At 67.7% G+C, this 25,458-nt stretch carries 19 protein-coding genes; 11 read left to right on the top strand and 8 right to left on the bottom strand.

What is annotated here, in order from left to right:
* Positions 1-139 precede the first annotated feature (139 nt).
* Genes CVV68_RS15145 through CVV68_RS15125 form a run of 5 tightly spaced genes read right to left on the bottom strand, consistent with a single transcriptional unit; the run spans position 140 to position 4,034 of the window.
* The gene (locus tag CVV68_RS15145) at positions 140-811 is read right to left on the bottom strand and encodes a methylated-DNA--[protein]-cysteine S-methyltransferase (protein WP_110501842.1); all 672 of its coding nucleotides are present in this window, start codon (positions 809-811) and stop codon (positions 140-142) included.
* Positions 808-1,452 (bottom strand): RNA polymerase sigma factor, encoded by a 645-nt coding sequence (locus CVV68_RS15140; protein ID WP_438502646.1) that lies wholly within the window; start codon positions 1,450-1,452, stop codon positions 808-810. Before CVV68_RS15140 ends, CVV68_RS15145 begins: the two co-directional genes overlap by 4 nt.
* Positions 1,449-1,961, bottom strand: a complete 513-nt coding sequence (locus CVV68_RS15135) for a methylated-DNA--[protein]-cysteine S-methyltransferase (RefSeq protein WP_110501841.1) — start codon at positions 1,959-1,961, stop codon at positions 1,449-1,451. The genes CVV68_RS15140 and CVV68_RS15135 overlap by 4 nt, the downstream gene beginning before the upstream one ends.
* Before the next feature lie 47 nt (positions 1,962-2,008).
* Entirely contained in the window at positions 2,009-2,683 is a 675-nt protein-coding gene (locus tag CVV68_RS15130; protein WP_110501905.1) for a potassium channel family protein, read from the bottom strand.
* A gap of 4 nt (positions 2,684-2,687) precedes the next feature.
* Positions 2,688-4,034 (bottom strand): TrkH family potassium uptake protein, encoded by a 1,347-nt coding sequence (locus CVV68_RS15125; protein ID WP_110501906.1) that lies wholly within the window; start codon positions 4,032-4,034, stop codon positions 2,688-2,690.
* 221 nt (positions 4,035-4,255) lie between these two features.
* Here CVV68_RS15125 and CVV68_RS15120 point away from each other — a divergent pair, with 221 nt between their 5' ends.
* The 4 genes from CVV68_RS15120 to CVV68_RS15105 all read left to right on the top strand — a co-directional run bounded on the left by CVV68_RS15120 (position 4,256) and on the right by CVV68_RS15105 (position 9,686).
* Positions 4,256-5,404 carry an acetoin utilization protein AcuC gene (locus tag CVV68_RS15120; protein WP_110501904.1) on the top strand — a complete coding sequence of 383 codons (1,149 nt, stop codon included), beginning with the start codon at positions 4,256-4,258 and terminating at the stop codon, positions 5,402-5,404.
* Between the two features lie 37 nt (positions 5,405-5,441).
* Positions 5,442-6,143, top strand: coding sequence for an ArsR/SmtB family transcription factor (locus CVV68_RS15115; protein ID WP_110501903.1), 702 nt, complete (start codon positions 5,442-5,444; stop codon positions 6,141-6,143).
* 182 nt (positions 6,144-6,325) lie between these two features.
* Positions 6,326-7,666 (top strand): NADP-specific glutamate dehydrogenase, encoded by a 1,341-nt coding sequence (gene gdhA, locus CVV68_RS15110; protein WP_110501840.1) that lies wholly within the window; start codon positions 6,326-6,328, stop codon positions 7,664-7,666.
* Positions 7,667-8,252: 586 nt separating this feature from the next.
* Positions 8,253-9,686: an amino acid permease gene (locus CVV68_RS15105; RefSeq protein WP_110501839.1), complete on the top strand. Its 1,434-nt coding sequence runs from the start codon at positions 8,253-8,255 to the stop codon at positions 9,684-9,686.
* Positions 9,687-9,717: 31 nt separating this feature from the next.
* On the opposite strand, the gene CVV68_RS15100 is transcribed toward CVV68_RS15105, so the two are convergent.
* Positions 9,718-11,787 (bottom strand): beta-galactosidase, encoded by a 2,070-nt coding sequence (locus tag CVV68_RS15100; RefSeq protein WP_110501838.1) that lies wholly within the window; start codon positions 11,785-11,787, stop codon positions 9,718-9,720.
* A gap of 267 nt (positions 11,788-12,054) precedes the next feature.
* On the opposite strand from CVV68_RS15100, the gene CVV68_RS15095 reads away from it, so the two are divergent.
* Both CVV68_RS15095 and CVV68_RS15090 read left to right on the top strand, forming a co-directional pair.
* The gene (locus CVV68_RS15095; RefSeq protein ID WP_110501837.1) at positions 12,055-13,032 is read left to right on the top strand and encodes an acetylxylan esterase; all 978 of its coding nucleotides are present in this window, start codon (positions 12,055-12,057) and stop codon (positions 13,030-13,032) included.
* Between the two features lie 102 nt (positions 13,033-13,134).
* On the top strand, positions 13,135-14,394 hold the full coding sequence (locus CVV68_RS15090; RefSeq protein WP_110501836.1) for an NAD(P)/FAD-dependent oxidoreductase: 1,260 nt from the start codon (positions 13,135-13,137) through the stop codon (positions 14,392-14,394).
* Between the two features lie 92 nt (positions 14,395-14,486).
* Here CVV68_RS15090 and CVV68_RS15085 read toward each other — a convergent pair whose 3' ends face one another.
* Both CVV68_RS15085 and CVV68_RS15080 read right to left on the bottom strand, forming a co-directional pair.
* Positions 14,487-17,906, bottom strand: a complete 3,420-nt coding sequence (locus tag CVV68_RS15085; protein ID WP_110501835.1) for a family 78 glycoside hydrolase catalytic domain — start codon at positions 17,904-17,906, stop codon at positions 14,487-14,489.
* Between the two features lie 184 nt (positions 17,907-18,090).
* Positions 18,091-19,173, bottom strand: coding sequence for a LacI family DNA-binding transcriptional regulator (locus CVV68_RS15080; RefSeq protein ID WP_110501834.1), 1,083 nt, complete (start codon positions 19,171-19,173; stop codon positions 18,091-18,093).
* A 229-nt stretch (positions 19,174-19,402) separates the two neighbouring features.
* Between CVV68_RS15080 and CVV68_RS15075 the strand changes: the two genes are divergently transcribed.
* Genes CVV68_RS15075 through CVV68_RS15055 form a run of 5 tightly spaced genes read left to right on the top strand, consistent with a single transcriptional unit; the run spans position 19,403 to position 25,272 of the window.
* Complete coding sequence (locus tag CVV68_RS15075; RefSeq protein ID WP_110501902.1) at positions 19,403-20,839, top strand: Gfo/Idh/MocA family protein; 1,437 nt, start codon at positions 19,403-19,405, stop codon at positions 20,837-20,839.
* Between the two features lie 3 nt (positions 20,840-20,842).
* Positions 20,843-21,778, top strand: coding sequence for an NAD-dependent epimerase/dehydratase family protein (locus CVV68_RS15070; protein ID WP_110501833.1), 936 nt, complete (start codon positions 20,843-20,845; stop codon positions 21,776-21,778).
* 9 nt (positions 21,779-21,787) lie between these two features.
* On the top strand, positions 21,788-22,711 hold the full coding sequence (locus tag CVV68_RS15065) for a 5-dehydro-4-deoxyglucarate dehydratase (protein ID WP_110501832.1): 924 nt from the start codon (positions 21,788-21,790) through the stop codon (positions 22,709-22,711).
* Positions 22,712-22,724: 13 nt separating this feature from the next.
* On the top strand, positions 22,725-23,807 hold the full coding sequence (locus CVV68_RS15060; RefSeq protein ID WP_110501831.1) for a mandelate racemase/muconate lactonizing enzyme family protein: 1,083 nt from the start codon (positions 22,725-22,727) through the stop codon (positions 23,805-23,807).
* A 13-nt stretch (positions 23,808-23,820) separates the two neighbouring features.
* Positions 23,821-25,272 carry an aldehyde dehydrogenase (NADP(+)) gene (locus CVV68_RS15055; RefSeq protein ID WP_110501830.1) on the top strand — a complete coding sequence of 484 codons (1,452 nt, stop codon included), beginning with the start codon at positions 23,821-23,823 and terminating at the stop codon, positions 25,270-25,272.
* Positions 25,273-25,458: the final 186 nt, after the last annotated feature.

The following is a 25,458-nucleotide window of genomic DNA, read 5'->3' as shown; positions in this document are numbered from 1 at the left end:
ATCGCGGACGCTGTATCACCAAATACCGCACCGGCTGAGCAGGTGCATGGGGAGTGATACGGCGACCTTTGAATCGCGACCAAAGGTGATACGGCGTCGTGGGATTTGCCACCAAAGGTGATACGGCGTCGGGAGGGGGCTACTCGGCGGCCGCTTCCAGGTCCAGCAGCAGCGCCTTCGCGGCGGTCCCGCCCAGATACGAGCCCCTGCCGCCGTCGGAGCGGACCACGCGGTGACACGGAACCACCAGCGGCAACGGATTGCGGGCGCACGCGGTCCCCACCGCCCGCACGGCGCGGGGGCTGGACGTCAGCGCGGCGACGGCTGCGTAGCTGGCCGTGTGCCCGTAGCCAATTTCCGGCAGGTGCGCAAGCACCTCGCGACGAAATCCGTTGGCCAGCCGCAAGTCCAGCGGAAGGTCGAAGGCATGCCGGCTCCCGCCAAAGTACTCGTCGAGTTCCCGGGCCGCCGCGTCCAGCCGGGCCGGGGCGCGCAACACGCGCGGGCTGATGGTGGCCGCCAGGGACTCCAGCACTGCGTCGTGCCCCTCGATGGCAAAGGCAATCCGGACCAGGCCGACATCCGTGCCGGCCAGCAGCAGCGGCCCCACGGGGGAGTCGACCACCCGGTACGCCACATCCACCAGGCCGTCCCTGCCCGCCGCGGCCAGGAGCAGCCCGCCCAGCCGTGCCAACGTTTCCGGCTCCCCGCCCGCGAGCCGCGCCAGTTCGGGTGGCAGTTGGCCGGATCCGCCCGAACCGACTGCCGCCGCGGGGAGGATCGCGGACGCCGGGAATCGTGTCTTCGTCATGGTTGTCCCTTTCCGTCGTGCGCCAAGAACTTCCGCAGCGCCGTCATCCCGTCGGCCGCGGCCCGCCGCGCGGCCGCCTCCGAGTTCCCCAGCAACCCCGCAACCTCGGCATAGGGGAGACCGGCCAAGTGGTGGTACACCACGGCCCCGCGCTGCTTGGCCGGCAGCGTACCAAGCGCCGCCCACACCACGGCGGCGTCCTCACCGGCCTCCACGGCATGTGCGACGCCGTCCCCTCCTGCCGCCTGCGCCCCGCCCGGGCGGGGCGCGCCAAGCTGGCCGCCCGCAAGCTGGCCGCCCGCAAGCTGGCCGCCGGGGAGGCCACCGGCAGTTTCGCCGGAACCGCCGGAGCCAGCCGGGACGGGCAGCCTTGCAGCCTTGCGGTGGTGGTCCATCGCCTTGTTCCGTGCGATCGCCACCAGCCATGCCTCATAGTTGGACACCGGTGCGGACGGATAGACGCGCAGGGCGGCCAGGAAAGTGTCCTGCCAGACGTCGTCAGCGTCCTGGAACCCGACCAGTGCCCGGCACACCCGCAGCACGGCCGGGCCGTGGGAGGCCACGAGGGACTCGAACGGCGGAAGTGCACGCGCTCCGCCCTCCTGCGACGGCGGCGGAACCGCGGCGGAAATCCGGCTCAAAACAACGCTTCAGTTTGGACCCGCGACGGGTTTTCCAGCTCCAGGAGGAACTGCTTGCGTTCCAGCCCGCCGGCGTAACCGACCAGCGAACCGTCGGCGCCCACCACACGGTGGCACGGGACGATGATGCTGATGGGGTTGCGGCCGTTGGCGGACCCCACGGCCTGAGCCATGGAGCGGTCCCCGAGCATGGCCGCCAGGTCCCCGTACGTGCGCAGTTCCCCGAAGGGAATCTGGCGCAGTGCGTCCCAGACCCGGTGCTGGAACGGGTTCCCGGCGGGGGCCAGCGGCACCGAAAATTCGCGGCGGCCGCCGGTAAAATACTCGCCCAGCTGTTCAACCGCGGCAGCAAGCACCGGCGAATCGGATGCCGGAACCCGCTCGCCCAACGTCTCCCAACCCGGCCGGCGCCTGTGCTCCGCCATGTACACGGCCACCAGTCCGGCGTCGTTCCCCACTGCGGTCAGCGGACCGATGGGTGAGTCAAAAACTATGTGCCTGAGCATCATTTTTACCTCCATGCCCTGTAGACGCCGGCCGGCCCGAAAACGTGAGGTCAGGGGCGGGCCGCGAAGCGCTCAAGCAGGTCGACATAGCCGGAGACAATGAGCATGTCCCGGCTGGAGACGCGGGTGCCGGGCTGCGCATACGTGAAGTCCTCGCCCGGCGACTTCACGCCCACCACGGTCACCCCATACTTGGACCGCACCTTTGACTCCTCGAGCGTGAAGCCCTGGGTCTCCTTGGGCGGATACATCTTCACGATGGCGAAGTCGTCGTCGAATTCGATGAAGTCCAGCATGCGCCCGCCCACCAGGTGTGCGGCGCGGACGCCGGCGTCGGCCTCCGGATAAATGACATGGTTGGCACCGATCCGGGTCAGGATCTTCCCATGCGACTGGGTGATGGCCTTGACCCACAGGTGGGCGATCCCCAGGTCCACCAGGTTCACGGTGATCAACACGCTGGATTCGATGGATGTGCCCACCCCGACGACGGCGGAGCTGAAGTCCTGCGCGCCGAGCTGGCGGAGCGCGTCAATGTTGGTGGCATCGGCCTCCACCACGTGGGTGAGGACGCCGGCCCACTTCTGCACCAGGGCGGGGTCGCGTTCGATGGCGAGCACCTCACGCCCCTGTTTGACCAGCTGGTGGGCCGTGGACGCGCCAAAACGGCCCAGCCCGATCACCAGGACCGGTGCGTTGTGCGGCGGGCGGTCGCTGGAATTCATCTTGTCAGCCAATGATCGGCCTCTCTTCCGGATAGTGGTACAGCTGGCGGCGCTGGCGCAGTGCCAGGGCCGAGGCAAGCGTGATGGATCCCACGCGGCCCATGAACATCATGGCGGTGAGGACATAGACGCCCGCGGGCGGCAGCTCGGAGCTCAGCCCGGTGCTCAGGCCCACGGTGGCAAAGGCGGAAATGGTATCGAACAGAACCCTGTCCAGGGGCTGGCCGCTGATCGCCAGCAGCAGGCCGCAGGCCACCGCGACCATGGTGGCGCCCATCATGATCACGGAAATGGCCACGCGCATGCTCCCCTGCGGGATGGTGCGTCCGTGAATTTTCACGTCGGTGTCGCCTCGGGCCTCGGCCACGATCGCCAGGAACATCACGGCCAAGGTGGTGACCTTGATGCCGCCGGCCGTGGATGCCGAACCGCCGCCCACAAACATCAGGGCATCCGTGAGCAGCATCGTGGAAGAATGCATCTGGTCCATGTTCACCAGGTTGAAGCCCAGGGAACGGGTCATGACGGAGGCAAAGATGGAGTGCGTGATCTTGTCGCCCACACTCATCTTGCCGATGGTAACGGGGTTGGTCCACTCCATGGCACCCCACGCGACGGCACCGGCGACAAGCAGCATGAGCGAGACCTCGATGGTGAGCTTGGCGTGCAGTGTCCACTTTTTGAAGCGGAAACCGGTGGCCAGCAGAACCATCAGCACGGGAAAGCCCAGGCTGCCGATAAAACCGCCAACCATCAATGGAACCAGGATCCACAAGTCAGCCTCGTACGGGACCACGCCGTCGGAATGGGGTGTGAAGCCGGCGTTGTTGAAGGCGGAAATGGAGTAAAACGTCGCATGCCAGATGGCCTCGGGCAGGGATTCACCCAGAATCAGGAACCGCGGCGCCAGCGCCAGGGCCAGCACCACCTCGATGGCCACCGAGGTGCTGATGACAATGCGCAGCAGCGTGCCGACCTCGCCTAACCGCCCCGCATTCATGGCCTCCTGGGCGATGAGCTTTCCCCGGACACCGAGCCGCTTGCTGACCATCAGGGACATCAGCGAGGCCAGCGTCAGGATGCCCAGGCCGCCCACAAAGATGCCGATCAAGATCACCAGCTGGCCAAAGAACGACCAGTGCAAGGCGGTGGAGACGGTGGTCAGGCCGGTGACGCACACGGCGGAGGTGGCGGTGAACAAGGCGTCGTGGAAGGAGGTGGCCTGACCGTCGCGGGCAGCTGCCGGCAGGGTCAGCGCCAGGGTGAAGGCCAGAATGACCAGAGCAAAGACGGTCAATGCGAGCCGGGCGGGCGAGCTGTTGGCAACCCGGTCCACAAAGTCGCGGACCATTGCCACTTGGGTGAAGGGCCAGCGCCGCGTGCCGTGCGCCTGGGTGGGTTTAATGGCCAAGGTGTCTGCCAGCCCTCCTGCCCGTGATTTGCCTATTCGTTCCCGCCCCGACCCCGCCGATACGGCAAAGTCGAACGGAGTTCGGTAACCTGTGATGGATGTCATCCATTGCCAGCACCGGGCCCGCGGCCGTCCCGACAAGCATAGTCTGCGATGCGGCCATGTCTGCGTACAATTTTGGCCCCAGCCACCCCATGTCGCCAAAGCGGCTGGAGCTGACCTCGCGGCTCGCCAGGGAGCTGGGCATCTTCGACCTTCCGCAGGTGAGCGTGGAAGCCTCCCATGTGGCGTCCGACGACGAACTCGCCACCGTGCACAGCCGCGACTACATCGCCGCGGTCCGCCGGGTAGGGGCCGATCCCACATTGTCCGATCCGGACCGCGGGCTGGGCACCGAGGACGATCCGGCCTTTGCCGGCATGCATGAGGCCAGCGCCCGCCTGGGAGGCGCATCCCTGAGCGCCGCGGATGCACTTATCTCAGGGGCCGCGGTGCGCGCCGTGAACTTTGGCGGCGGCATGCACCATGCCAGCCGTGAGAAGGCCAGCGGCTTCTGCATCTACAACGACGCCGCCATGGCCGTCAGGCGCCTGCTCGACTCCGGCGTGCGGAAGGTTGCGTACATCGACATCGACGCTCACCACGGCGACGGCACCCAAAGCATCTTCTGGGACGACCCCCGGGTACTGACCATCTCCCTGCACGAGTCGGGGCTGACACTTTTTCCCGGCACCGGCTTCGCCAACGAAATTGGCGGGCCGCAGGCGCAGGGCACCGCGGTCAACGTGGCCCTGCAGGCGGGCACCTCCGACGCCGGCTGGCTGCGGGCCTTTCACGCCGTCGTGCCGCAGCTGGTGGCCGCTTTCGCTCCGGAGGTCATTGTCAGCCAGCACGGCTGCGACTCGCACCGCGACGACGAGCTCTCCCACCTGAATACCAGCGTGGACGCCCAGCGCGAGGCGGCCCTGTCCATTGCGGCACTGGCCGACAAGGTGTGCGGCGGGCGCTGGCTGGCCACCGGTGGCGGCGGCTACAACATTGTCAGCGTGGTGCCGCGCGTGTGGACCCACCTGATGGCCATTGCCGCCGGACGGCCGGTGCCGCTGCGCGCTCCCGTGCCACAACCTTGGCGCGACTATGTGCTGGAGCGCCACGGCAGGGTGGCGCCGCTGCTGATGGGCGAAGACGCCGACACCTGGTGGAGGTCGTGGGAAGTGGGCTACAACCCCTCCGACGCGCTGGACAGGACCGTCATGGCGACGCGCAAAGCGGTGTTCCCGCTGTACGGGCTGGATCCGTGGTTCGACTGAAGATGCCGTGGCGGGCATATGTCGCTAGGGTGGTGTGATGGTCGTAGAAGAAGTATTTGCCGTCATTGCCGAGGGCACGCGCAGGGACATCCTGGAGGCGCTGGCGGGGGAGCACAAGGCGGTGGGTCAGCTCGTTGAGGAACTGGGCGTTTCCCAGCCCACCGTTTCCAAGCACCTGCGCGTGCTCCGCGAGGCCGGCGTGGTGACCATGCGCGCCCAGGGCCAAAAACGTTTTTACAGCATCAATACGGAACCGCTGTCGCTGGTCGCCGAATGGCTTGACGGACTCGGTGCCGGGGTGGCGCGCGGGGCGCGGCCTGCGGCTGGATCGGCCGCGGGTTCGGGGGCCGCCCCGGCAGCTGCCGCGCGGACAGCGGTTGCTGCCCGCAATGGTGCGCCGGCGGGCGGCCCCGCCACAATTGACGACGGTGGGCCCTCCCGGTCGCCTGCCATCGACGGGCGCACCGACCCGGCTGGAGCCCGGCCCGCCCTGGAACCGGCGGCGCAGGCGGCACCGGCTGCGAGGCCCGCACTGGAACCGGCAGCGGGGATAGCGCTGGCCACCGGGGCCGTGAGGGCCGCCGCCCCGGCAGACGCCGCAAGGGCCGCCGTCGTCGTGCCGGCCGGGGGACAAGATCCGTCCGTGCAGCAGCACATCACCCGCAGCGTGGGCCGGGCCGCCAACAAGGCCGCGGACCTGCTGGCAAACCTGCCTGCGTTCCGCCGCCGCAGGGACTGACCGGCCCGGGCCGTCACGCCTCCGGACCCCAAAAACAGCCGTGATCCTCAAATATCTGCAGGATCACGCACGCAGTCTCGAATCTCAAGAATAATTGGCTTAATGGCGCGGTGTGACTGGAAAATTGCAACTGAGCATATTTATGCGTCACATTTCGACGCCCCACCATTCTCAGGAGATTCATGGACACCAGGCTCGAAGCCATCCGGGAGCAGGTTTTGGCCCGCAATCCCGGGGAAAAGGAATTCCACCAGGCAGTCGTCGAGGTTTTCGAAAGCCTCGGCCCGGTACTGGATAAACATCCAGAATTTGTTGACGCCGCTGTCCTGCAGCGCCTGTGCGAGCCCGAGCGCCAAATCATCTTCCGTGTCCCGTGGAGCGACGACCAGGGCCGCGTGCAGATCAACCGCGGCTTCCGGGTCGAGTTCAACTCCGCGCTGGGCCCGTACAAGGGCGGGCTGCGCTTTCACCCCTCGGTGTACCTGGGCATTGTAAAGTTCCTCGGCTTTGAGCAGATCTTCAAGAACGCCCTGACGGGCATGCCGATCGGCGGCGGCAAGGGCGGCTCCGACTTTGACCCCCGCGGCAAGTCCGACGGCGAAGTCATGCGCTTTTGCCAGAGCTTCATGACCGAGCTCTACCGCCACATTGGCGAATACACCGACGTCCCCGCGGGCGACATTGGCGTGGGCGGTCGCGAGATCGGCTACCTGTTCGGCCAGTACAAGCGCATCACCAACCGCTATGAATCCGGGGTCCTGACCGGCAAGGGAATTGGCTGGGGCGGCTCCCTGGTACGCCCGGAAGCAACCGGCTACGGCACTGTGCTGTTCACCCAGGAAATGCTCAAGACCCGCGGCACCTCCTTTGACGGCCAGCGGGTGGTGGTCTCGGGCTCCGGCAACGTGGCCACCTTCGCCATCGCCAAGGCCCAGCAATTTGGCGCGAAGGTTGTGGCCTGTTCGGACTCCTCCGGCTACATTGTGGACGAGGCCGGCATCGACGTGGATCTGCTGCGCCAGATCAAGGAAAAGGAGCGCGGCCGCCTGAAGGAATACGCGGTCCGCCGTGGCGCTTCGGTGAGTTACGTCGAAGGCGGCTCCGTCTGGGACGTTGACACGGCGGTGGCGCTGCCCTGCGCGACGCAGAACGAACTCAACACGGAAGCCGCAACGCGCCTGGTGAAGAACGGGCTCATTGCGGTTGCCGAAGGCGCCAACATGCCTTCCACCAGCGGTGCCGTCTCGGTCTTCCAGGATGCCGGTATTCTGTTCGGTCCCGGCAAGGCGGCCAACGCCGGCGGCGTGGCCACCTCGGCTCTGGAGATGCAGCAGAACGCCAGCCGTGACGCGTGGTCGTTTGAGCACACCGAGCAGCGCCTCACTGAGATCATGGTCGGCATCCACGACCGTTGCGCCGAGACCGCGGAGACCTATGGTTCCCCGGGCAACTACGTGGTGGGCGCCAACATCGCCGGCTTCGTCAAGGTGGCCGACGCCATGTTGGCCCAGGGCCTGATCTAAGGCTCCATACTTTCGCGGCCCACCATTGGCCACGTACTTTCGGCGTGTTCCCCACCCACGTGGGGGACGCGCCGAAAGTATTTGGGGATCCCAAGCCACCGGCGGGAACTTTCAGGCCGGCACCCACAGCTCGGCCCACCGGACGTAGTCGGGGTCCTGTCGCGTCCAAGAACGTCCAGGAACGTCGGCGACCTCCTGGACGTGGCCGTGTGCGAGGAACCGGCGAGTCACAGTCATCCGGATTTACCGTAACAAGGGCGATTTGCCCGGTGAGGCAAGTTGCCCCAATGATCCCCGCCGTGGGCGGTCCGGGTGGATCCCACACGGCGTCTGCACCGCAAGATCGCGGGGATGTAGGACCGTCGCCGTCTTCGGAGCCGCGGCAGTGCGTGTTTTCTCATGGTAAACAAATGCGCCCAGCACTGCGTGGCAATGTGCGTTTGTCTAGTTTTGCTCCACAATTCTGGGTCAATGTCTAAATGGTTCAAACTTTGCCAGTTTTAAGCTGAATAGTCTCCGTGGGACAGATCACTGAGGTCCGCGGCAATGTGGCCGCGGCCATGCCAGTCCAAAGGAAGTATTGCGAGTGCAGCAGAACCAACAGTTATCAAAAACGCTCAAGCCCCGGCACCTTTCCATGATCGCCATTGCCGGCGTCATCGGCGCCGGCCTGTTCGTGGGCTCCGGCGTCGCCATCCAGCAGGCGGGACCGGGCATCCTCGTCGCCTACGCGGCGGCGGGCGTGGTCGTCATTCTGGTGATGCGCATGCTCGGGGAGATGGCTGCGGCCAACCCGGAAACGGGGTCGTTTTCCACCTACGCCGACAAGGCGCTGGGACGTTGGGCAGGGTTCAGCATCGGCTGGCTGTACGCCTGGTTCTGGATCATCGTGCTGGGCGTGGAAGCCACCGCCGGTGCCGCGATCATGCACCGATGGGTGCCCGCGGTGGACCAATGGGAGTGGGCGCTGGTCCTGATGGTGTTGCTGACGCTGACCAACATTGCCTCGGTGAAGTCCTACGGCGAATTTGAGTTTTGGTTTGCCTCCGTCAAGGTGGTCGCCATTATCCTGTTCCTCCTTCTGGGCGTCGCGGCCATCCTCGGCCTGATACCCGGCGTAGCCGCTCCGGGCCTGAGCAACTTGACCGGCAACGGCGGATTCTTCCCCAACGGCCCCGGCGCGGTCCTGGCCGGAATCCTGGTAGTGGTATTTTCCTTCTTCGGCGCAGAAATTGCCACCATTGCCGCCGGGGAGTCGGAGAACCCCGTGGATGCGGTGAAGAAGGCTGTGAAGTCCACCGTTTGGCGCATTCTGATTTTTTACATCGGTTCCATCGCCGTGGTGGTGACGCTGCTGCCGTGGAATGACGCGTCGGTGGCCAAGAGCCCTTATGTTGCGGTGATCGACCTATTCGGCATCCCCGGTGCCGGCACCATCATGGACATTGTGGTGCTGACCTCGGTGCTGTCCTGCCTTAACTCGGGCCTGTACACGGCCAGCCGCATGGTCTTCTCCCTGTCCACCCGCGGCGACGCCCCGAAGTCGTGGCGCAAGATCTCCAAGCGCGGCGTGCCGGCGACGGCCGTACTCGCCTCCACGGTGGTTGGCTTTATCACGGTGGGCCTGAACTACCTTGCCCCGGAAGCGGTGTTCCTGTTCCTGGTAAACACCTCCGGTGCCATCGCCCTCTTCGTGTGGCTCGTCATCGCCATCTCCCAGCTGATCCTGCGACGCCGGATGGGTGCGGGAGCGAAGGATCTCGCCTTGAAGATGTGGCTCTTTCCCTACTTGACTTGGCTGTCCATCGTCACCATCGTGGCGCTGTTGGTGGGCATGGTGATCGTTTCCGATACCCGGCAGGCACTGCTGACCTCAGTGGCGCTGGCTGCCGTGGTGGTTGCCATCGGCGTCTACCGCTACCGGAAGGGCGCTGGTGTGCCGGAGTCCCTGGCTTCGGGGGAGGCGCCCGAGGGTGGCCGCCGTATCCTGTCCGACGAAGGGTCCAACTCCCTGGGCTGATGTCAGCCCGAATACGGCGGTGACCCGGCTATTAACCTGGCTGGCCTCCCGGGGCGTCTTCCACGATCACTGCGACGGCGCCTGGCTGGACGACTCCGGAGAACTGCGTTCCGGTGACCAGTTCCCTTCCGGAAGCGGCCACGTCCGCCTCGGCGCCGGTGTGGTTGATGACAAACAGGAAACTTGCCCCGCCGGCACCCAGGCGGCGTGTCAGCTCAACCCCGGCAGGCGCCGTCGCCGGTGCGGCTACACCGGATTCTGCCAGCAGGGAATCGAGCAGGCCGGCCAGGCTGGTGTCGTCCGGGAACGTGGCCAGGTACCAGGCTGCCCCGCTCCCCACGACGCGCCGGGTCAGAGCCGGAACCCCGGCCAAGGGGTGGCCGGTGAAGGACACCACCGCTTCGGCGCCGGCCAGGCGGACGTTTTCGCTCCAGATCCGTCCTTTCCAGCCGTTGTCCAGCCCCACGGTGCCGTGTTGGGGCAGCGGGTGGAACTCCTCGGAGTTGATGCCCAGCAGTTCCCTGAAGGCGCCGGGGTAGCCACCCAGGCGGACGGCGTCGTGCTGGTCCACAATGCCGCTGAAGTAGCTGACGAGCACCGTGGCCCCGCGCTCCGCGGCGGCCGCGATGTTGGCCGCCGCGGCATCCGTGACCGTGTACAGCGTGCACACCAGGATCAGGCTGTAGCCGGAAAGGTCGGCGCCGGGTTGGACAAGGTCCGCCGTGATGCCGCGCAGGAAAAGTTCCCGATGGAAGGCGCGCAGCAGCGTCAGGTATTTCACGTCCTGGCTGGGGTGGGAATCGAGCTCGCTGGCCCACCATGCCTCGTAGTCAAAGATGATGGCGGTGCGTGACTCCACGCGGGAGCCCTGGACCTGTGCCAGCGCCTTCAGGGCGGCTCCGAGTTCCACCACTTCCCTCCAAACGCGGGTGGCCGTCCCGTCGTGGGGGACCATGGCGGAGTGGAATTTCTCCGAGCCCTGCCGGCTTTGGCGCCACTGGAAGAACATGACGGCGTCCGATCCGCGCGCCACGTGGGCCAGGGAGTTGCGCGCCATCTCGCCGGGGAGCTTGGGCAGGTTGCGCGGCTGCCAGTTCACGGCGGAGGTGGAATGCTCCATGAGCATCCACGGCTTTCCATCAGCTATGCCGCGGGTCAGATCGGCGCTGAAGGCCAGCTCAATGTGGCGTTCGGTGTCCGCGGCCACCAGGTAGTGGTCGTTGGCAATGACATCCAGGTCCTTGGCCCAGGAAAAATAGTCCATCGACTTGGTGGCACTGGAGGCCATCAGGTTGGTGGTGGTCGGGACGTCCGGGGTGACCTCGTGGATGACGGCGGCCAGCATGTTGTAAAAGTCGATCAGCGCCCAGGAACTGAAACGCTGGAAGTCCAGCTGCTGGGTCGGGTTCAAGGTGGTGGGCGCCGGCGCCGGCGGCTGGACTTCGGCAAAGCCGCCGTAGCGCTGGGACCAAAATGCGGTGCCCCAGGCATCGTTCAAGGCCTCGATGCTGCCGTAGCGCCGCCGCAGCCAGCCGCGGAAAGCCTCCGCATCCTCCGGACCGTAGTATTCGGAAATGTGGCAGCCGAGTTCGTTGTCCACATGCCACAGGGCCAGCGCCGGGTGGTCCCCGTAGCGGTCCGCCAGGGCGCGCGTCATCCGGGCCGCGTACCGACGGTAGACGGACGACGACGGCGAGTAGTGCCGCCGTGAGCCCGGTCCCAGCGTGGTTCCGTCCGCGGCGACCGGGAGTATTTCCGGGTGCTTGAGCACCAGCCAGGCCGGCGGGGCTGCCGTGGCGGTGGCCAGGGCCACCTTGATGCCGGCGTCCGCCAGGCTGTCCAGGACGCCGTCGAGCCACGCGAAGTCGTAGCGGCCCTCGGACGGCTCCAGCCAGGCCCAGGAGAAGATGCCGACGCTCAGTACAGTGACGCCGGCTTCCTTCATCAGTTCCACATCCTGCCGTCGGATGTCCTCGGGCCACTGTTCCGGATTGTAGTCGGCGCCGTAGGAGAGCCCGGGCAAGGCTTCCCACAGGCGGGCGGCGCGGGAATCCGCCGGGCTTGGGTTGGCAGCGGGGGTATCAGACGATGGGTACGGCATGGGGATCCTTTTGCGGTTGTGCGCCCCAGCGGTGCGCGGCAGTCATGGGTGCGCGGCAGTCAGGGAAATCAGGAATTGAAAGGATTCATAAGCTGTCAGTCTAGCCGTGTCGGCCGTCACAATTCCAGTGCCTGCGGCAGTCTGCGGACCGTGCCGCAATGGTCCGCAACGTGGCGCCGGTCCGTTTGCCCGGGGCGGTCCGCCGTCGTAGGGTCAGTTCGAAAACACTTTCCCCGCAGCGACGCCGATCTTCACGAAAAGAGCATCATGGCCCTGTTTGACCTTCCCCTGGAGGAACTGCGCAGTTACCGGCCGGACATTGCCGTTCCGGCCGATCTTGTGCCGTTCTGGGAGGAGACGCTCAGCGGCATTCCGGCTGCTGCTGACACCGTGGAGTTTGCCCTGGTGGAAAACTCCCTGGCACTCATCGACAGCTACGACGTGACGTTTACCGGTTTTGGCGGCACGCGGGTCAAGGGCTGGCTGAAAGTGCCGGCAGGTGTACAGGGGCCGTTGCCGGCGGTCGTGGAATATGTGGGTTATAGCGGCGGGCGCGGGCTGGCCCACCAGGGCACCCTGTATGCGCAGGCCGGATATGCACACTTCATCATGGACACGCGCGGGCAGGGTGCCGGAGGCTCGGCGGGGGATACCCCCGATGACCACCCCGCGGCCGGGCAAAACTCCGTATCCGGACGCATGACACAGGGAATCATGGACCCGCGCGACTACTACTACCGCCGGGTGTATGCCGATGCCGTCCGCGCCGTGGACGCAGCTGCCGCGCACCCCCTGGTGGATGCGGAAAGGATTGTGGTGGCCGGGGTCAGCCAGGGCGGCGGCATCGCCATCGCCGCGGCTGCCCTCTCCCAGCGCGTCACCGGAGCCATGCCGGACGTGCCGTTCCTGCAGCACTTCCGCCGTGCCGCCACCGTGACCGACAGCCTCCCCTACGCCGAAATTGCCGCCTATCTGCGCCGCTTCCGGAATCGTGAGGAAGCGGTGTTCGGGACCCTGTCCTACTTTGACGGTACGGCGCTCGCCGCGCTGGCCCGCGTGCCCGCCCTGTTTTCCGTGGCGCTGATGGACGTCACCTGCCCGCCCTCCACGGTGTTCGCCAGCTTCAACGCCTGGGGCCACCGCGAGAAGGAAATCCGCGTCTACCCCTACAACGGGCACGAGGGCGGGCAGGAGTTCCACGAACTGGAACGGCTGGGGTGGCTCGCCGCCCATTTTGGCGCCTGACTGCCTGCGCCGGCTCCTGATTCCAGTCCCGGTGGGACTGCGGATACGCTGGGGATGGTGCCGGCGCCAAAGACGCCGGCCAACGTCTAGGGAGTGTGAATCGTGGTCAGTGCAAAGGCGCCTGGACATGTGGTGGTGGTTGGTGCGGGGATCATTGGATTATCCACGGCCTGGTATCTGCAGGAGCACGGCATCAAAGTTACCGTGGTGGACCGCGGTGGCGTTGCCAGCGGCTCCTCGTGGGGCAATGCCGGCTGGCTGACCCCGGCGCTAACCCTGCCGCTGAGCGAGCCGTCCGTGCTGAGGACTGGACTCAAGGCCATGCTGGACCCGGCGTCGCCGCTGTACATCCCGTTCTCCGCGGACCCGTCGCTGCTGAAGTTTTTGGCCGGATTTGCCCGCAACTGCACGCCCGGCAAATGGCGTGCGGCCATGGGCGTCTTCGCCGAGGTGGGCCACACCGGCCTGGACGCCTTTGATGAGATCGCCCAGGCCGCCGGGCCCGGTGCCGAACCCACCCACCCGGCCGAGCCCTTTCTCACCGGCTTCGCTTCCGTGGCGGACCGTGACGCCCTGGTAAGGGAGTTCAACGTCATCCGCGAAACCGGCGGCAGCGTGGACTATGAGCTGATGTCCGGCGAACAGCTCCGTGCACTGGAACCGACCCTGGGCCCTGCCGTGGTGGCCGGCATTAAAATCCGTGGCCAGCGCTACATCAACCCGCCGGCGTTCATGGACTCGCTGGCAGAATCCGTCACGTCCCGGGGCGCCACGATCACGGGCGCGTTTAACGTGGTGGACGTACGCGACACCGGCACGGGAGTGGAAGTCATTGGCTCCGAGGGCCGCTCCCTGCAGGCCGACGCCGTTGTCCTCGCCACGGGTGCCTGGCTGGGTGCCCTGGCCCGCAAGTTCGGCGTCAAGCGGGTGGTTCAGGCGGGCCGCGGCTACAGCTTCACCGTGGTGCCCGAGGCCATGCCCAGCCACCCCATCTACTTCCCCGACCAGCGGGTGGCCTGCACGCCGCTCGGTGACAGGTTCCGGGTGGCCGGCATGATGGAGTTCCGCAACGTCGACGCCCCGCTGGACCCGCGGCGCATCAAGGCCATCGTGGAGGCCGCCTCGCCCATGTTCACGGGCATCAATTGGGAGGACCGCGCCGAGGAATGGGTGGGAGCCCGCCCCTGCACCACTGACGGCTTCCCGCTGGTCGGCGCCTCGAGGTCGCCACGTGTCCACGTGGCCGGCGGGCACGGCATGTGGGGCATCGCGTTGGGGCCGCTGACCGGCAAGATGATAGCCGCCGGGCTGACCGGCACCACACCGCCGGCGATCATGCGCCACTTCAACCCGCTGCGCTGACCCAACCCTCGCCCCACCGCGGCCGGCAGTTTCCGGGCACACCCGTTGGCCGCCAGAGGGTGTGCCCGGACAGCCAGCGCCACGGCGGCAGGCTATCCCACCGGCTGAATGTCCCAGCTTCCGGGCGGCAACTCGATTTCCGGCCCTGATTCGTACGAATACGGCTCCTGCCTCCCGCTTCCGCCAACACGGTACCTTCCCGCGGGCACCTCGAGGGTGGCCGTTGTTCCGGCCGGCAGGCTGGCTGAGATGCGCAGGGCGTCCCCGTCACGTTCCCAAGCCAGTGAGACGGGACCGCGCCCGGTGGGCACGGTGCCGGCAAAGGCAGTCAGCGAGCACAGCGGCGGGGAAAGCCTCAGGCAGGCGCCCCCCGGTTCCAACACCTGAACGCCGAGCAGGTGCTCCACAATTTCGCGCAGGACCGATGCGCTCCAGGCGTGCGACTGGCTGTAGTCCGTGCCCTCCACCAAGTCCCAGGCCTCCCAGGTGAACGTCCCTCCTGCTGCCAGGATGCGCATCCAGCCGGGCCCGTCCGCGTTGGTCAGCAGGTCCACCACCGGCTGCACCCGGCCGGCGCGCAGCAGCGCGCGGAACAGCCGGTGCACGGTCATGGGGCCCTGGCGCATGCCGCGGGAGGCGAGGTATCCGGCGTCGGACTCCCAATACTCCGGATCCGTCACGCCCAGCGACAGGGGGAATGACGTCGCGTGGGACGACGCGTGTGTGCTGGGGGAGCCGTCGGCGTGCAGTCCGTCCACAAAACGCCCGGCCACCCGCAACCTGGCGTTCATGGCCGCAGCCAGGGCCTGCGCCGCGCGGCGGTAGTCCGCGGTCTCGCCCGCAGGCCGGTCCAGCAGTTCGGAAATCAGGGCCACTCCGTCGAGGACGCCGTGCGCCTGCGCGTTGACCGTCGTCCGGGCCGCCGTGTCCATGTCGTAGCCGAAGCGTCCGGGCGCCGGCCAGTCCACAATCCCGTGCAGGTAGGGGCCGGAGCCGCCGCCCAAATCCGTCACGAGCCCAGCCGTGGGCCCGTCCTGCGGCAGGTGGCGCAGCACATACTCGGCCGTGTCCCTCAGCTGCGGGTACAGCTCGCCCAGGAGTGCCGCGTCACCGGACTGCCGGTGGTATTCCAGCGCCCACTCCACCATTTGCAGGGAAAAGTCGGGGATGTCCCGCTTGCCGTCGCCGTTGGGGTACACGGCGTTGTACCGGCCGCGCTCCTGTGCACCGGACCAGTAGCGCCGGGCGGATGCGGCAAATTCAAGCAGGGCCGTCCGGGTGTAGGCGCGGTCGCCAAAAAGGGACATGGCCGCGTAGGAAATATTGACGGCGTCGGCGAGGAACTGGCCCTTTTCCCGGGTGGGCGTGTCCACAAACTGCTCCTGGATACCGTATAGCGTGGAGTCGGCCAGCAGCTTGATGACGGCATTGAGGCCCGGGTCCGAGCTGCGCAGCACGCCGTCAAACGGCTGCCTGCCGTGCACGACGACGGCGCCCACGGCTCCCAGCTCCCCGGCGGCGATGCCCGGGATCTCCAGGTAACGGAAGCCGAGGTGGGTGAACGCCCGATACTGTTGGGGGCCGTCCGCCTGGGTGTACGGAAAGGACATGTCCGTGTTTTGCGTCTGCAGCTTGTCCCGGTTCACCCGGCCGTCCGGGCCAAGCGTGTAGCCGGCGCGAAGTGACACGGTCCGGCCGGCGGTGCCGTCCAGGAACTCCACGACGGGCCGGGCCGGAAGCACCCGGCCAAAGTCGGCCACGGGCGTGCCGTCGGCCGCCCACAGGATCTTTGCGGCGGCCACGAATTCTTCGGCCAACATGGTTTCCTGCGGCAGGAGTCCGGCCGCTTCCCGCGGTGCCGCCACCACGGCGCGCTGCCAGCCGGAATCGTCAAAGCCGGACTGGCGCCACGCCTCCGGGCTGCCGCCGGGCCAGCGCAACGCGTTGAGGTGCTCCACGGGATCGCCTTCGTCATTGCGGTAGCCGCTTTGTTCGTAGGGTCCTGGAGCCACCAGCCACCCGGCTCCCGTGCCAAAGGCCGCCCGGGTGCCGTCGTCGTACGTCACGCACAGCTGCACCAGCAGGCCCGGAGTGCCGGGCGCGCGGCCCTGGCCGGGACCAGACCAGTGCAGGAGGGCGGCCAGGGTGACGGTAGGGGAGTTCTGGACCAGTTCGGTGACGTCGAAGGCCTGATACCTGCCTTCGCCGGCGTAGCTGAAGGTGCCGCCCCGGCCCGCCGGGCGGCCGTTGACGTGGAGCTCATACAGGTGGCAGCCGGCCGCGTAGAGGCGGGCGCGAGCCACCCGCCCGGTCAGTGGAAAGGTGCCCCGGGCCAGGGTCCATTCGTCGATCTCCCGACCGGGCGTGGTCAGATCCCAGCCGTCCAGACCCGCCTGCGGAAAGGACAGCTCCTGCGTTCCAGCGGCTGTCTCCAGGGCCAGCGAGCTGAACTCTGCCTGTTCCCGCGGTGCCTGCCGGATGGCGAGGAATCCCGGGCCGGCAATGTCGGAGTGGAAGGTCGAGACAATGCTGCCATCGACGGCGGCCGTGAGGAGGCTGCCGGCGGCCCGGACCTCAAGTTCGTGCCAGCCGGGACTGCCATCCAGGCCCACAAAAACCGGCGCCTCCTGTGGTTCGGCCAACCGGGGAGTCCCCGGGATGTCCTCCCAGCTGCACTGCAGCGTTCCGGTGAGCCGCAGCGCGATGCCGTCCGGTGAGGCGTCATCCGCAGCTGCCCCGGCGGCGGCCCCGGTGCGAGCGGTGTGGGTGGTGGTGGCGATGCCGCCGCCGGTTGCGCGCAGCAGCAGCGTCAGTCCGCCCATTGAAACGCGCAGCCTGGTCCGCAGCGTGAAGTCTGCCGCGGGGCCAAGGGGAATTCGGAGCAGTTCGACGGCGGCAACCCGGAAGTTGCCGTCGGCGATCGACACAGCTGCGCGTCCTCCCGGCTCCCGCGAAATCCAGGTGGCCCGGCTGCTGCCTGCAGCCTCCACGGCTGCGTGGCGGGCGCCCGGTGCCGCGGCTTCGCAGGCTGCGCCGAAGTTGGAGGGGCCCGTACCGAAAGCGGCGGGCTCCGACCAGGGGGAAAAAGCGCCGCGGCCGTCGCGGAGGCGCAGCTGCCATGTGTAGTCGGCATCCGGTTCCAGCGGCGGGCCGTCATAGCGGCAGCACTGGCTCCCGCCCGGGCGCAGGCCGGAGCCCCAGTGGGGCGTGCCGGCAGCGTCGAACACCGCGAGCTGAAAGCCGTCCTGCCGGGCAGCCCGGCCCTGCCCTGCCAGCTGCCAGCTGAAGGTCGGGGTGAGCGTTACGGTCAGCGGGCAGCGCCGGCCGTCGGTCAACAGGAGGGAAACGCGAACTGGCGCGGCTGCCCCGGTGTGGGCGGATTCGGACTGGTTCGCAACAGCTTGGTCTGCAGCAGCTTGGAAGGCACCGGCCCGGGCGGCACCGGCCCGGACAGCTGAGGGCTGGACGGCAGCTAGTTGGATGACTGGTGGGTGGGAGGCAGGCTTGCTCAAGGGCCCTCGCTTCAAATGGAAAACGCTTTCTCAGTGAAACGTATCAATCGAATGGCCGGTGGTCAATGGCCGGTGCCCGCGTCGGTGTAGGGAAGCGTGACGCAAGGGCACGCCATTCCCTGGGGCCGCAACGGGGCGCCGCAACGGGGCGCCGCCCCTGGCAATGTTCGGCGCCCCGACGGACCTACCGCCCGGTGGCAGGCGGGGCGGCCGTGCTGCCGCGGACCACCAGGGTAGGGGTGAAGATGCTGGTTGTGGGCGCCGCCGTCGTGCCCGCCGCCACCTCGGATCCAGCCTGGCCAGGCGTCGCTGAGGTGCCGCCCCCGGCGGTGCCGTTGAGGAGTTCCCGCATCTGCCGCCAGGCCTGTTCACCCACATCCACTATCGGCACCGCCGCCGTCGTCAGTGCCGGGGTGGTGTAGCGGGCGAACGGGATGTCATCGAAGCCTGTGACCGACATGTCCGCCGGAACCCTGATGCCGCGCTCATTGAGGCTGCTGAGCAGGCCCATGGCGGTGAGGTCGTTGAACGCCATGATGCCGCTTGCCCCGGAGGCCACCACGGCGTCCGCGGAATTGTAGCCGTCCTCGAAGGTGGAGCCGTTGGGCAGGACCTTGAGCTCAATGCCGGGGTGCGAGCGCTTGAAGGTTTCCAGCCCCGCCAGGCGAAGTCCGTGGGAGGCGCTGCTGGCCGGACCGGCAACGTAGGCGAGACGCGTGTGGCCGAGTTCCACGAGGTGTGCTGCCAGGTCCTGGATGCCCTTGCCGTAGTCGACCATCACGCTGGGGCTTCCGGTGGCGTTGGTAGCCCGGTTGACCAGCACCATGGGGTGCAGCGATGGCGCGAGCTCCTCAAGCTCCGCCGCACCCATGCGGGGCGCGCAGAGCACCACGCCATCGCAGCGGCGGCGGGCCTCGCCGGCCAGGATGGCCTCTTCGCTTGAGACTTCGGAGGAGTCGGCGATCAGGACGCGGTAGCCGTCCTGCGCAGCGGCGCGGCTCACGCCGCGGAGCACGGCCTGGAAGGTGGGGTTGCCCAGGTCCGGGACCACCACGCCGATGGTGTCCGTCTTGCCGCGCGCCAGGTTCCGGCCGGTCGGGTTCGGCAGGTACTTCAATTCGGCCGCCGTCGCGCGCACACGCTTGGCGATCTGCGGATCCACGCTTAAGTTCCCATTCATGACCCGCGAGACGGTCGCCAGGGAAACTCCGGCCTTGGTGGCTACGTCGGAGATGCCGACACGGGTGGTCCGGGCTCGCTTCGCCATGATGCTCCTTGCGTTCGAGTTGGGTTCCAGGGCGCCGCCTCGCGGAGCAACGCCAATTGGCTGTGCTCCTTGACGTGGTGCCCAGAGTGTTGATACAAAGCATATAACGGATTGAGAAAACGCTTTCTCAATCATCCCCATATCGCTCGTCCCCGCAACGAAGAAGTTCCGCCGGCGCAAGGGCAAGCCAACCGCAGCGTAAGCAGAAATGAAAGGGCAGTTGAAGCTCATGAGTATCCTTGCGACGTCCCCGCAGATCCCCGCAGAGGAAGCAGGCGGCAAGGCCAAGGCCCGGCTCGTCCTGGTCGGCACGGGTTCCCGCTCCGAAATGTACATTCGCGCCGTCTTGGGGGCGCACGCCGACGTGGCCGAACTGGTGGCCATCAGCGACGTCAACCCCGGCCGTGTGGAGCACTACCGCGCCCTGGCCGCCGGCCTCGGGGCCGATGGCGGCGCGGACGGCGGAGCCGCACGGCTGGACAGCTTTGAGCCATCCGAACTGACCGCCTACATCCAGGCCCATGCCATTGACCGGGTCATCATCACCACCCCGGACTACACCCACGCCGACTACATTGTCGAGGCACTCAGGGCGGGGGCCGACGTCGTCGTGGAAAAGCCGCTGACCATCAACGTGGACGGCTGCCGCGGCATCACCGCCGCCATCAAGGAGACGGGGCGCAACGTCGTCGTCACCTTCAACTACCGCTACTCGCCGCGCAACAGCGCGCTGAAGGAGATCATCCAAAGCGGCGTGATCGGCAAGGTGACCAGCATCGACTTCAGCTGGGTGCTGGACACCGTCCATGGCGCGGACTACTTCCGCCGGTGGCACCGCGAGAAGAAGAACTCCGGCGGCCTGCTTATCCACAAGGCCTCCCACCACTTTGACCTGGTCAACTGGTGGATCGACGATTCACCCGCCCGCGTTTACGCCTCCGGCGGCCTGCGCTTCTACGGTGCGGAGAACGCCGCCGCCCGCGGTTTGGGCGCGCGCCCGGCCCGCGGCACGGTTGACCGCAACGTCCAGGACCCCTTTGCCCTGGACCTGCGTGAGGACGAAAAACTGCGCGCCCTGTACCTGGACAATGAGAAGTTCGACGGCTACCTCCGCGACCAGGACGTATTCTCCGGCGGCATCACCATCGAGGACAATATGGCCCTGACCGTGGACTACGACGGCGGCCCCACCCTCAGCTACTCCCTCAACGCCCACAGCCCGTGGGAAGGCTACCGTGTCAGCGTCAACGGCACCGAGGGCCGGGCCGAGCTGGAGGTGGTGGAGCGCGCTGCCGTGCTCAACAGCACCGACACCAAGAACGTGGTGGACCCCAGCGCCACTCCCGTCGAGGAGGACGACGCCGTGCGCCGCAACGGTGAGCGCCTGGTGGTCCAGCGCCACTGGGAGGCCGCCTACGAGGTGCCCATCGTCAACGGGGACGGCGGACACGGCGGCGGTGACGTGCTGCTGCTCTCCGATCTGTTCAACGGCCCGGGGGAAGACCCGCTGGGCCGTCCGTCCGGCATCCTGGACGGCCTGCGCGCGGTGGCCGTGGGCATCGCCGGCAATGAGTCCCTGGCCACCGGCCTGCCCGTTCGCGTTCCGGAACTTGGACTCGGCGCGGACCTGGCCAAGGCCGCACCCCTGCACTCCGGAAAGGACTAGGGCATGACCAAGGTTCTCATCACCGGCGGCTCCGGGCGGCTGGGCCGCAGCGTTGTGGCCGGCTTTGCCGCGGCCGGGCACAGCGTGGTCTCCGTGGACCGCGATGCCCTGCCGGCCGGGCCGGCGTTTGCCAGCGTCGCCCAGGAAACCGTTGACCTCCTCGACGCCGGAGCCGTGGGTGCGGCCATGCGCCGGCACGCACCCGACGCGGTCATCCATCTGGCCGCCATCGCCGTGCCGTTCAGCGCCCCCGAAGACGTGATACTTAAGACGAACACCATGCTGGCGTTCAATGTGATCAACGCGGCCACCGAGGCCGGCGTGGGCAGGATTGTCACCGCCTCGAGCCCCACGGTCCTGGGCTACGGCAACCCGCGGGGCTGGCTGCCCGAAGGTTTCCCGCTGGACGAACGGACCACGCCCAAGCCGTGGAACGCCTATGCCCTGTCCAAACTGGTGGCCGAACAGGTCATGCGGATGTTCGCCACCGCCCACGGGGACGCCATCCGCTATGCCGCGTTCCGGCCGTGCTACGTCATCTCACCGGAGGAATGGGAAGGCGCCCCCACCCAGCAGGGCCACACCCTGGCGCAGCGCCTGGCCGACCCGGCACTGTCGGCGCCGGCACTGTTCAACTACGTGGACGCCCGTGACGTGGCCGATTTCCTGGCCGTGCTGCTGGAGAGGATGGACACCATCGAGAACGCCCAAACGTTCTTTGTGGGCGCCGCGGACGCGCTCGCCGTTGAACCCCTGGCCAAACTCATGCCCGAATTCCTGCCCGGCTGCGGGGAACTGGCCGCCGGGCTCACCGGCGCAAGCCCAGCATTCTCCATTGCCAAGGCACAACGTGTATTGGGCTGGACGCCGCAACGCAGCTGGCGCACCGAGCTCGTCGACACCAACCGCGCGGACTTTGTCGCCGCCGACTCACAGTAGGAGACCACCATGAACTTCGAAGGCATTCTTTTTTTTCCCGTCACCCCGTTCACCGGGGACGGCCACGTTGATGTTGCCCTGCTCAAGGAGCACATCGCCTCACGACTGCCTTTTAGTCCTGGCGGCATCTTCCCCGCCTGCGGCACCGGCGAATTCCATGCCCTGAGCCTGGCCGAGGTGGGGACCGTGGTGCGCGCCGCCGTCGAGGTTGTCAATGGCGCGGCGCCCGTCATCGCCGGTGCGGGCGGTCCGCTGGGCCACGCCCTGGACGTTGCGCGTGCCGCCGAGGAAGCGGGTGCCGACGGCCTGCTTGTGCTGCCGCCGTACTTGGTCGGTGCCCCTGTCGAAGGCCTCGTCGCCTACATTGAGGCCATTGCCGGCGCCACGGGGCTGCCGGTGATCGTCTACCACCGTGCCAATGCCAAGTTCACGGCCGCAGCCATGGTCGCGCTGGCCGGCAACCCGAAGGTCATCGGCTTCAAGGACGGGATCGGCGACGTCGGCCTGGCCCAGGAAATTGTCTCCGCTGTCCGCGCCACGGGCCGCGAGGACTTCCTGTTCTTCAACGGCCTGCTGACCGCCGAGCTCACCCAGGGCGCGTACCGCGGACTGGGCATGCCGCTGTACTCCTCGGCCGCGTTCGCCATGGCCCCGGAGATCGCCACGGCCTACTACCGCGCCTACATCGACGGCAACGAGGAACGCCGCGAAGAGCTGATTGCCGGCTTCTACGCCCCGCTGGTCCGCCTGCGCGACGAAACCCCGGGGTTCGGCGTCTCCCTCATCAAGGCCGGTCTGCGCCAGTCCGGGCTCGCCGTCGGTTCCGTCCGGCCTCCGCTGGTCAACCCGACGGCCGAACAGGAAGCACGCCTGGCCGCCATCCTGGCCAAGGGCCACGAGCTTGCCGCCAGCCATACGCTGGCCAACGCCTGACCATGGCCGCCCGATGAGCGCCAAGATCACCGCCCTGCGCACCGCCCTGCTGACGGTGCCCCTGCGCCGCAGCTGGGGTGTGGATGCGCCGGAGAACCACATCATTGCCACCACCGTGGAAACGGACGACGGCGGCACCGGCCATGGGTTTTCCTGGACACCGACCGTTGGTCCCCAGGCCGTGCGGGCGCTGCTGGACAACGACATCGCCAGCTTTGCCGTGGGCCTGCCTGCGGAGCCGGAACCGTTGTGGGATGCGCTGTGGCTGCGCCTGCACGAGGCCGGTGGCGGCGGGCTGACCACCATCGCCATGGCCGGGCTGGACCTGGCCCTGTGGGACCTGGCCGCCCGCAATGCCGGCACGTCCGTGCCGGGGCTGCTGGGGCAGCGCCGGGAGTCCGTGGAGGTGTACGGCTCGGGAGTGAACCTGCACTACACGCTCGAGGAACTGGTGGCGCAGGCGCAACGCTGGGTTGCGGCCGGCCACTCCGCGGTGAAAATCAAGGTGGGCAAGCCGGACATCGCCGAGGATGTGGAGCGGGTGGCCGCCGTCCGCAGCGTCATCGGCCCGGACCGGGCGCTGATGATTGATGCCAACCAGCGCTGGGACCTGCCCACCACTATCCGGGCCCTGACGCGGTTGGAGCAGTTCAACCTCCACTGGCTGGAGGAACCGATCCGCGCCGATGATTTGTGGGCCTACCGGCGCCTGCGCAAGCACTCGCCCGTGCCGATCGCCCTGGGCGAGAACGTGCACACCATCCAGCGCTTCCGCGACTTCATCGACGCAGAGGCGGTGGACGTCATCCAGCCCAACATTGTCCGGGTGGGCGGCATCACGCCGTTCCGCCGGATCGTGGAGCTGGCCCGCACCCACAGCATCGCCGTGGCCCCGCACCTGCTGCCGGAACTGTCCGGGCAGCTGGCGCTGACCCTGGCCAGCCCGGTTGCCGTGGAGGACGTGGAGGACTCCTCCTTTGAACAGCTCGGCATCCTGACCGGGCCGTCCCCGGTCACCATCCGCGACAGCCGGCTTTCCGGAACCGGGCGCCCCGGGCTCGGCCTGGACTTCGTCGACAGCGTCACCCCCAACTAAAGGAATCATTTTCGTGCAGACCGCAACGCAAGACCTTCAAGACCTGACGGCTGCCGCCCACGCGGCAGCCGGACCGGCCGCAGCCGCCAGCGACGCCGTGCGCGCTACCTGGCTGCTGGCAGTGGCCGACGCCCTCGACGCCAACGTGGCCGAACTCGTGGAAATCGCCGACGCCGAATCCCGGCTCGGCACCGCCCGCCTGACCGGTGAGGTGGCCCGAACCACGGGACAGCTGCGACTGTTCGCCCGCGTCATCACCGAAGGCTCCTACCTGGAGGCCGTCATTGACCACGCCAACCCGGACGCCACGCCGCCGTCGCCGGACTTGCGCCGCATCCTGCGTCCCGTGGGCCCGGTCGCTGTGTTCTCGGCGTCGAACTTCCCCTTTGCCTTCTCGGTGGCAGGCGGCGATACGGCCTCCGCGCTGGCCGTGGGCTGCCCCGTGATCGTCAAGGCGCACTCCGGCCACTTGGAACTGTCCAAGCGCACCGCTGAGATTGTGTCCCAGGCCTTGAACGACGCCGGTGCTCCCGCCGGCCTGTTTGCCCTGGTCGCCGGCCGGGAGGCAGGAACCGCGCTGGTGCAGGATACGCACATCAAGGCTGTGGGCTTCACTGGCTCCATCCCTGGCGGCCGGGCCCTATTTGACCTGGCCGTGTCCCGGCCGGACCCCATTCCGTTCTATGGCGAACTGGGCAGCCTGAACCCCGTGGTCATTACCGCCGGTGCCATGGCCGCCCGCAGCTCCGGCCTTGCGGCAGGACTGGCCGCATCCTTCACGATGGGTGCCGGCCAGTTCTGCACCAAGCCCGGCCTGGTGTTCATCCCGGCCGGGACCAGCTTCGGCACCGAGGTGGCGGCCGAATGTGCAGACAGGGCAGCTGCTCCGATGTTGACCGACCGCATTGCTTCCGCCTACCCGCAAGGGCTGGCCGGCCTGGCCGGGCAGCCCGGCGTCACGGTGCTCAGCGGCACCACCCAACAGGACGCGGCGGCGGACGGGGCGTCCGCCGTATTGTTTTCCACCACGGCGGCCAACGTAATTGAGCGCCCGGACGAGCTGTTGGAGGAGTGCTTCGGGCCTGCCGCCCTGCTCATTGAATACGGATCCGAGGCCGAGCTGGCTTCTGCGCTGGCGCTGGTGCCGGGCAGCCTGACGGCCACCGTCCATGCCGCGGGCGGCGAGAACGTGGCGCCGCTGGTGGACCAGCTGACCGGCCTCGCCGGTCGCGTGCTGTTTGGTGGCTGGCCCACGGGCGTGGCCGTGAACTGGGCCCAGCAGCATGGCGGGCCGTACCCGGCCACGACGTCCCTGTTCACCTCGGTGGGTGCGACGGCGGTGCGCCGCTTCCAGCGCCCCGTCGCCTATCAGGATGCCCCGGCGGCGCTGCTGCCCGAGGCATTGCGCGAGGACAACCCGCTGGGGATCCGGCGTCGCGTAGACGGCGTGCTCCAGCTGGGTTGAGGCTGCACTGAGACAACAGGGAAGGGCCCGACCACGAATGTGGTCGGGCCCTTCCGGTGGTCGAGGCCGTCGAGGCCCGGATCGGTGGGTGGGTCCCCTCAAGACTAAGCTGAAGTTACGTAGGCTCTTTCCCCGGTTTCTCGCTGGATCCCGGGGAAAGGGCCACTTTTATACCAATAATTGTAG

This window comes from Arthrobacter livingstonensis, from assembly GCF_003219815.1.
Classification (GTDB): Bacteria; Actinomycetota; Actinomycetes; order Actinomycetales; family Micrococcaceae; genus Specibacter; species Specibacter livingstonensis.
Note: the sequence above shows the minus strand (reverse complement) of the source record. Positions and strands in the feature narration are given on the sequence as shown.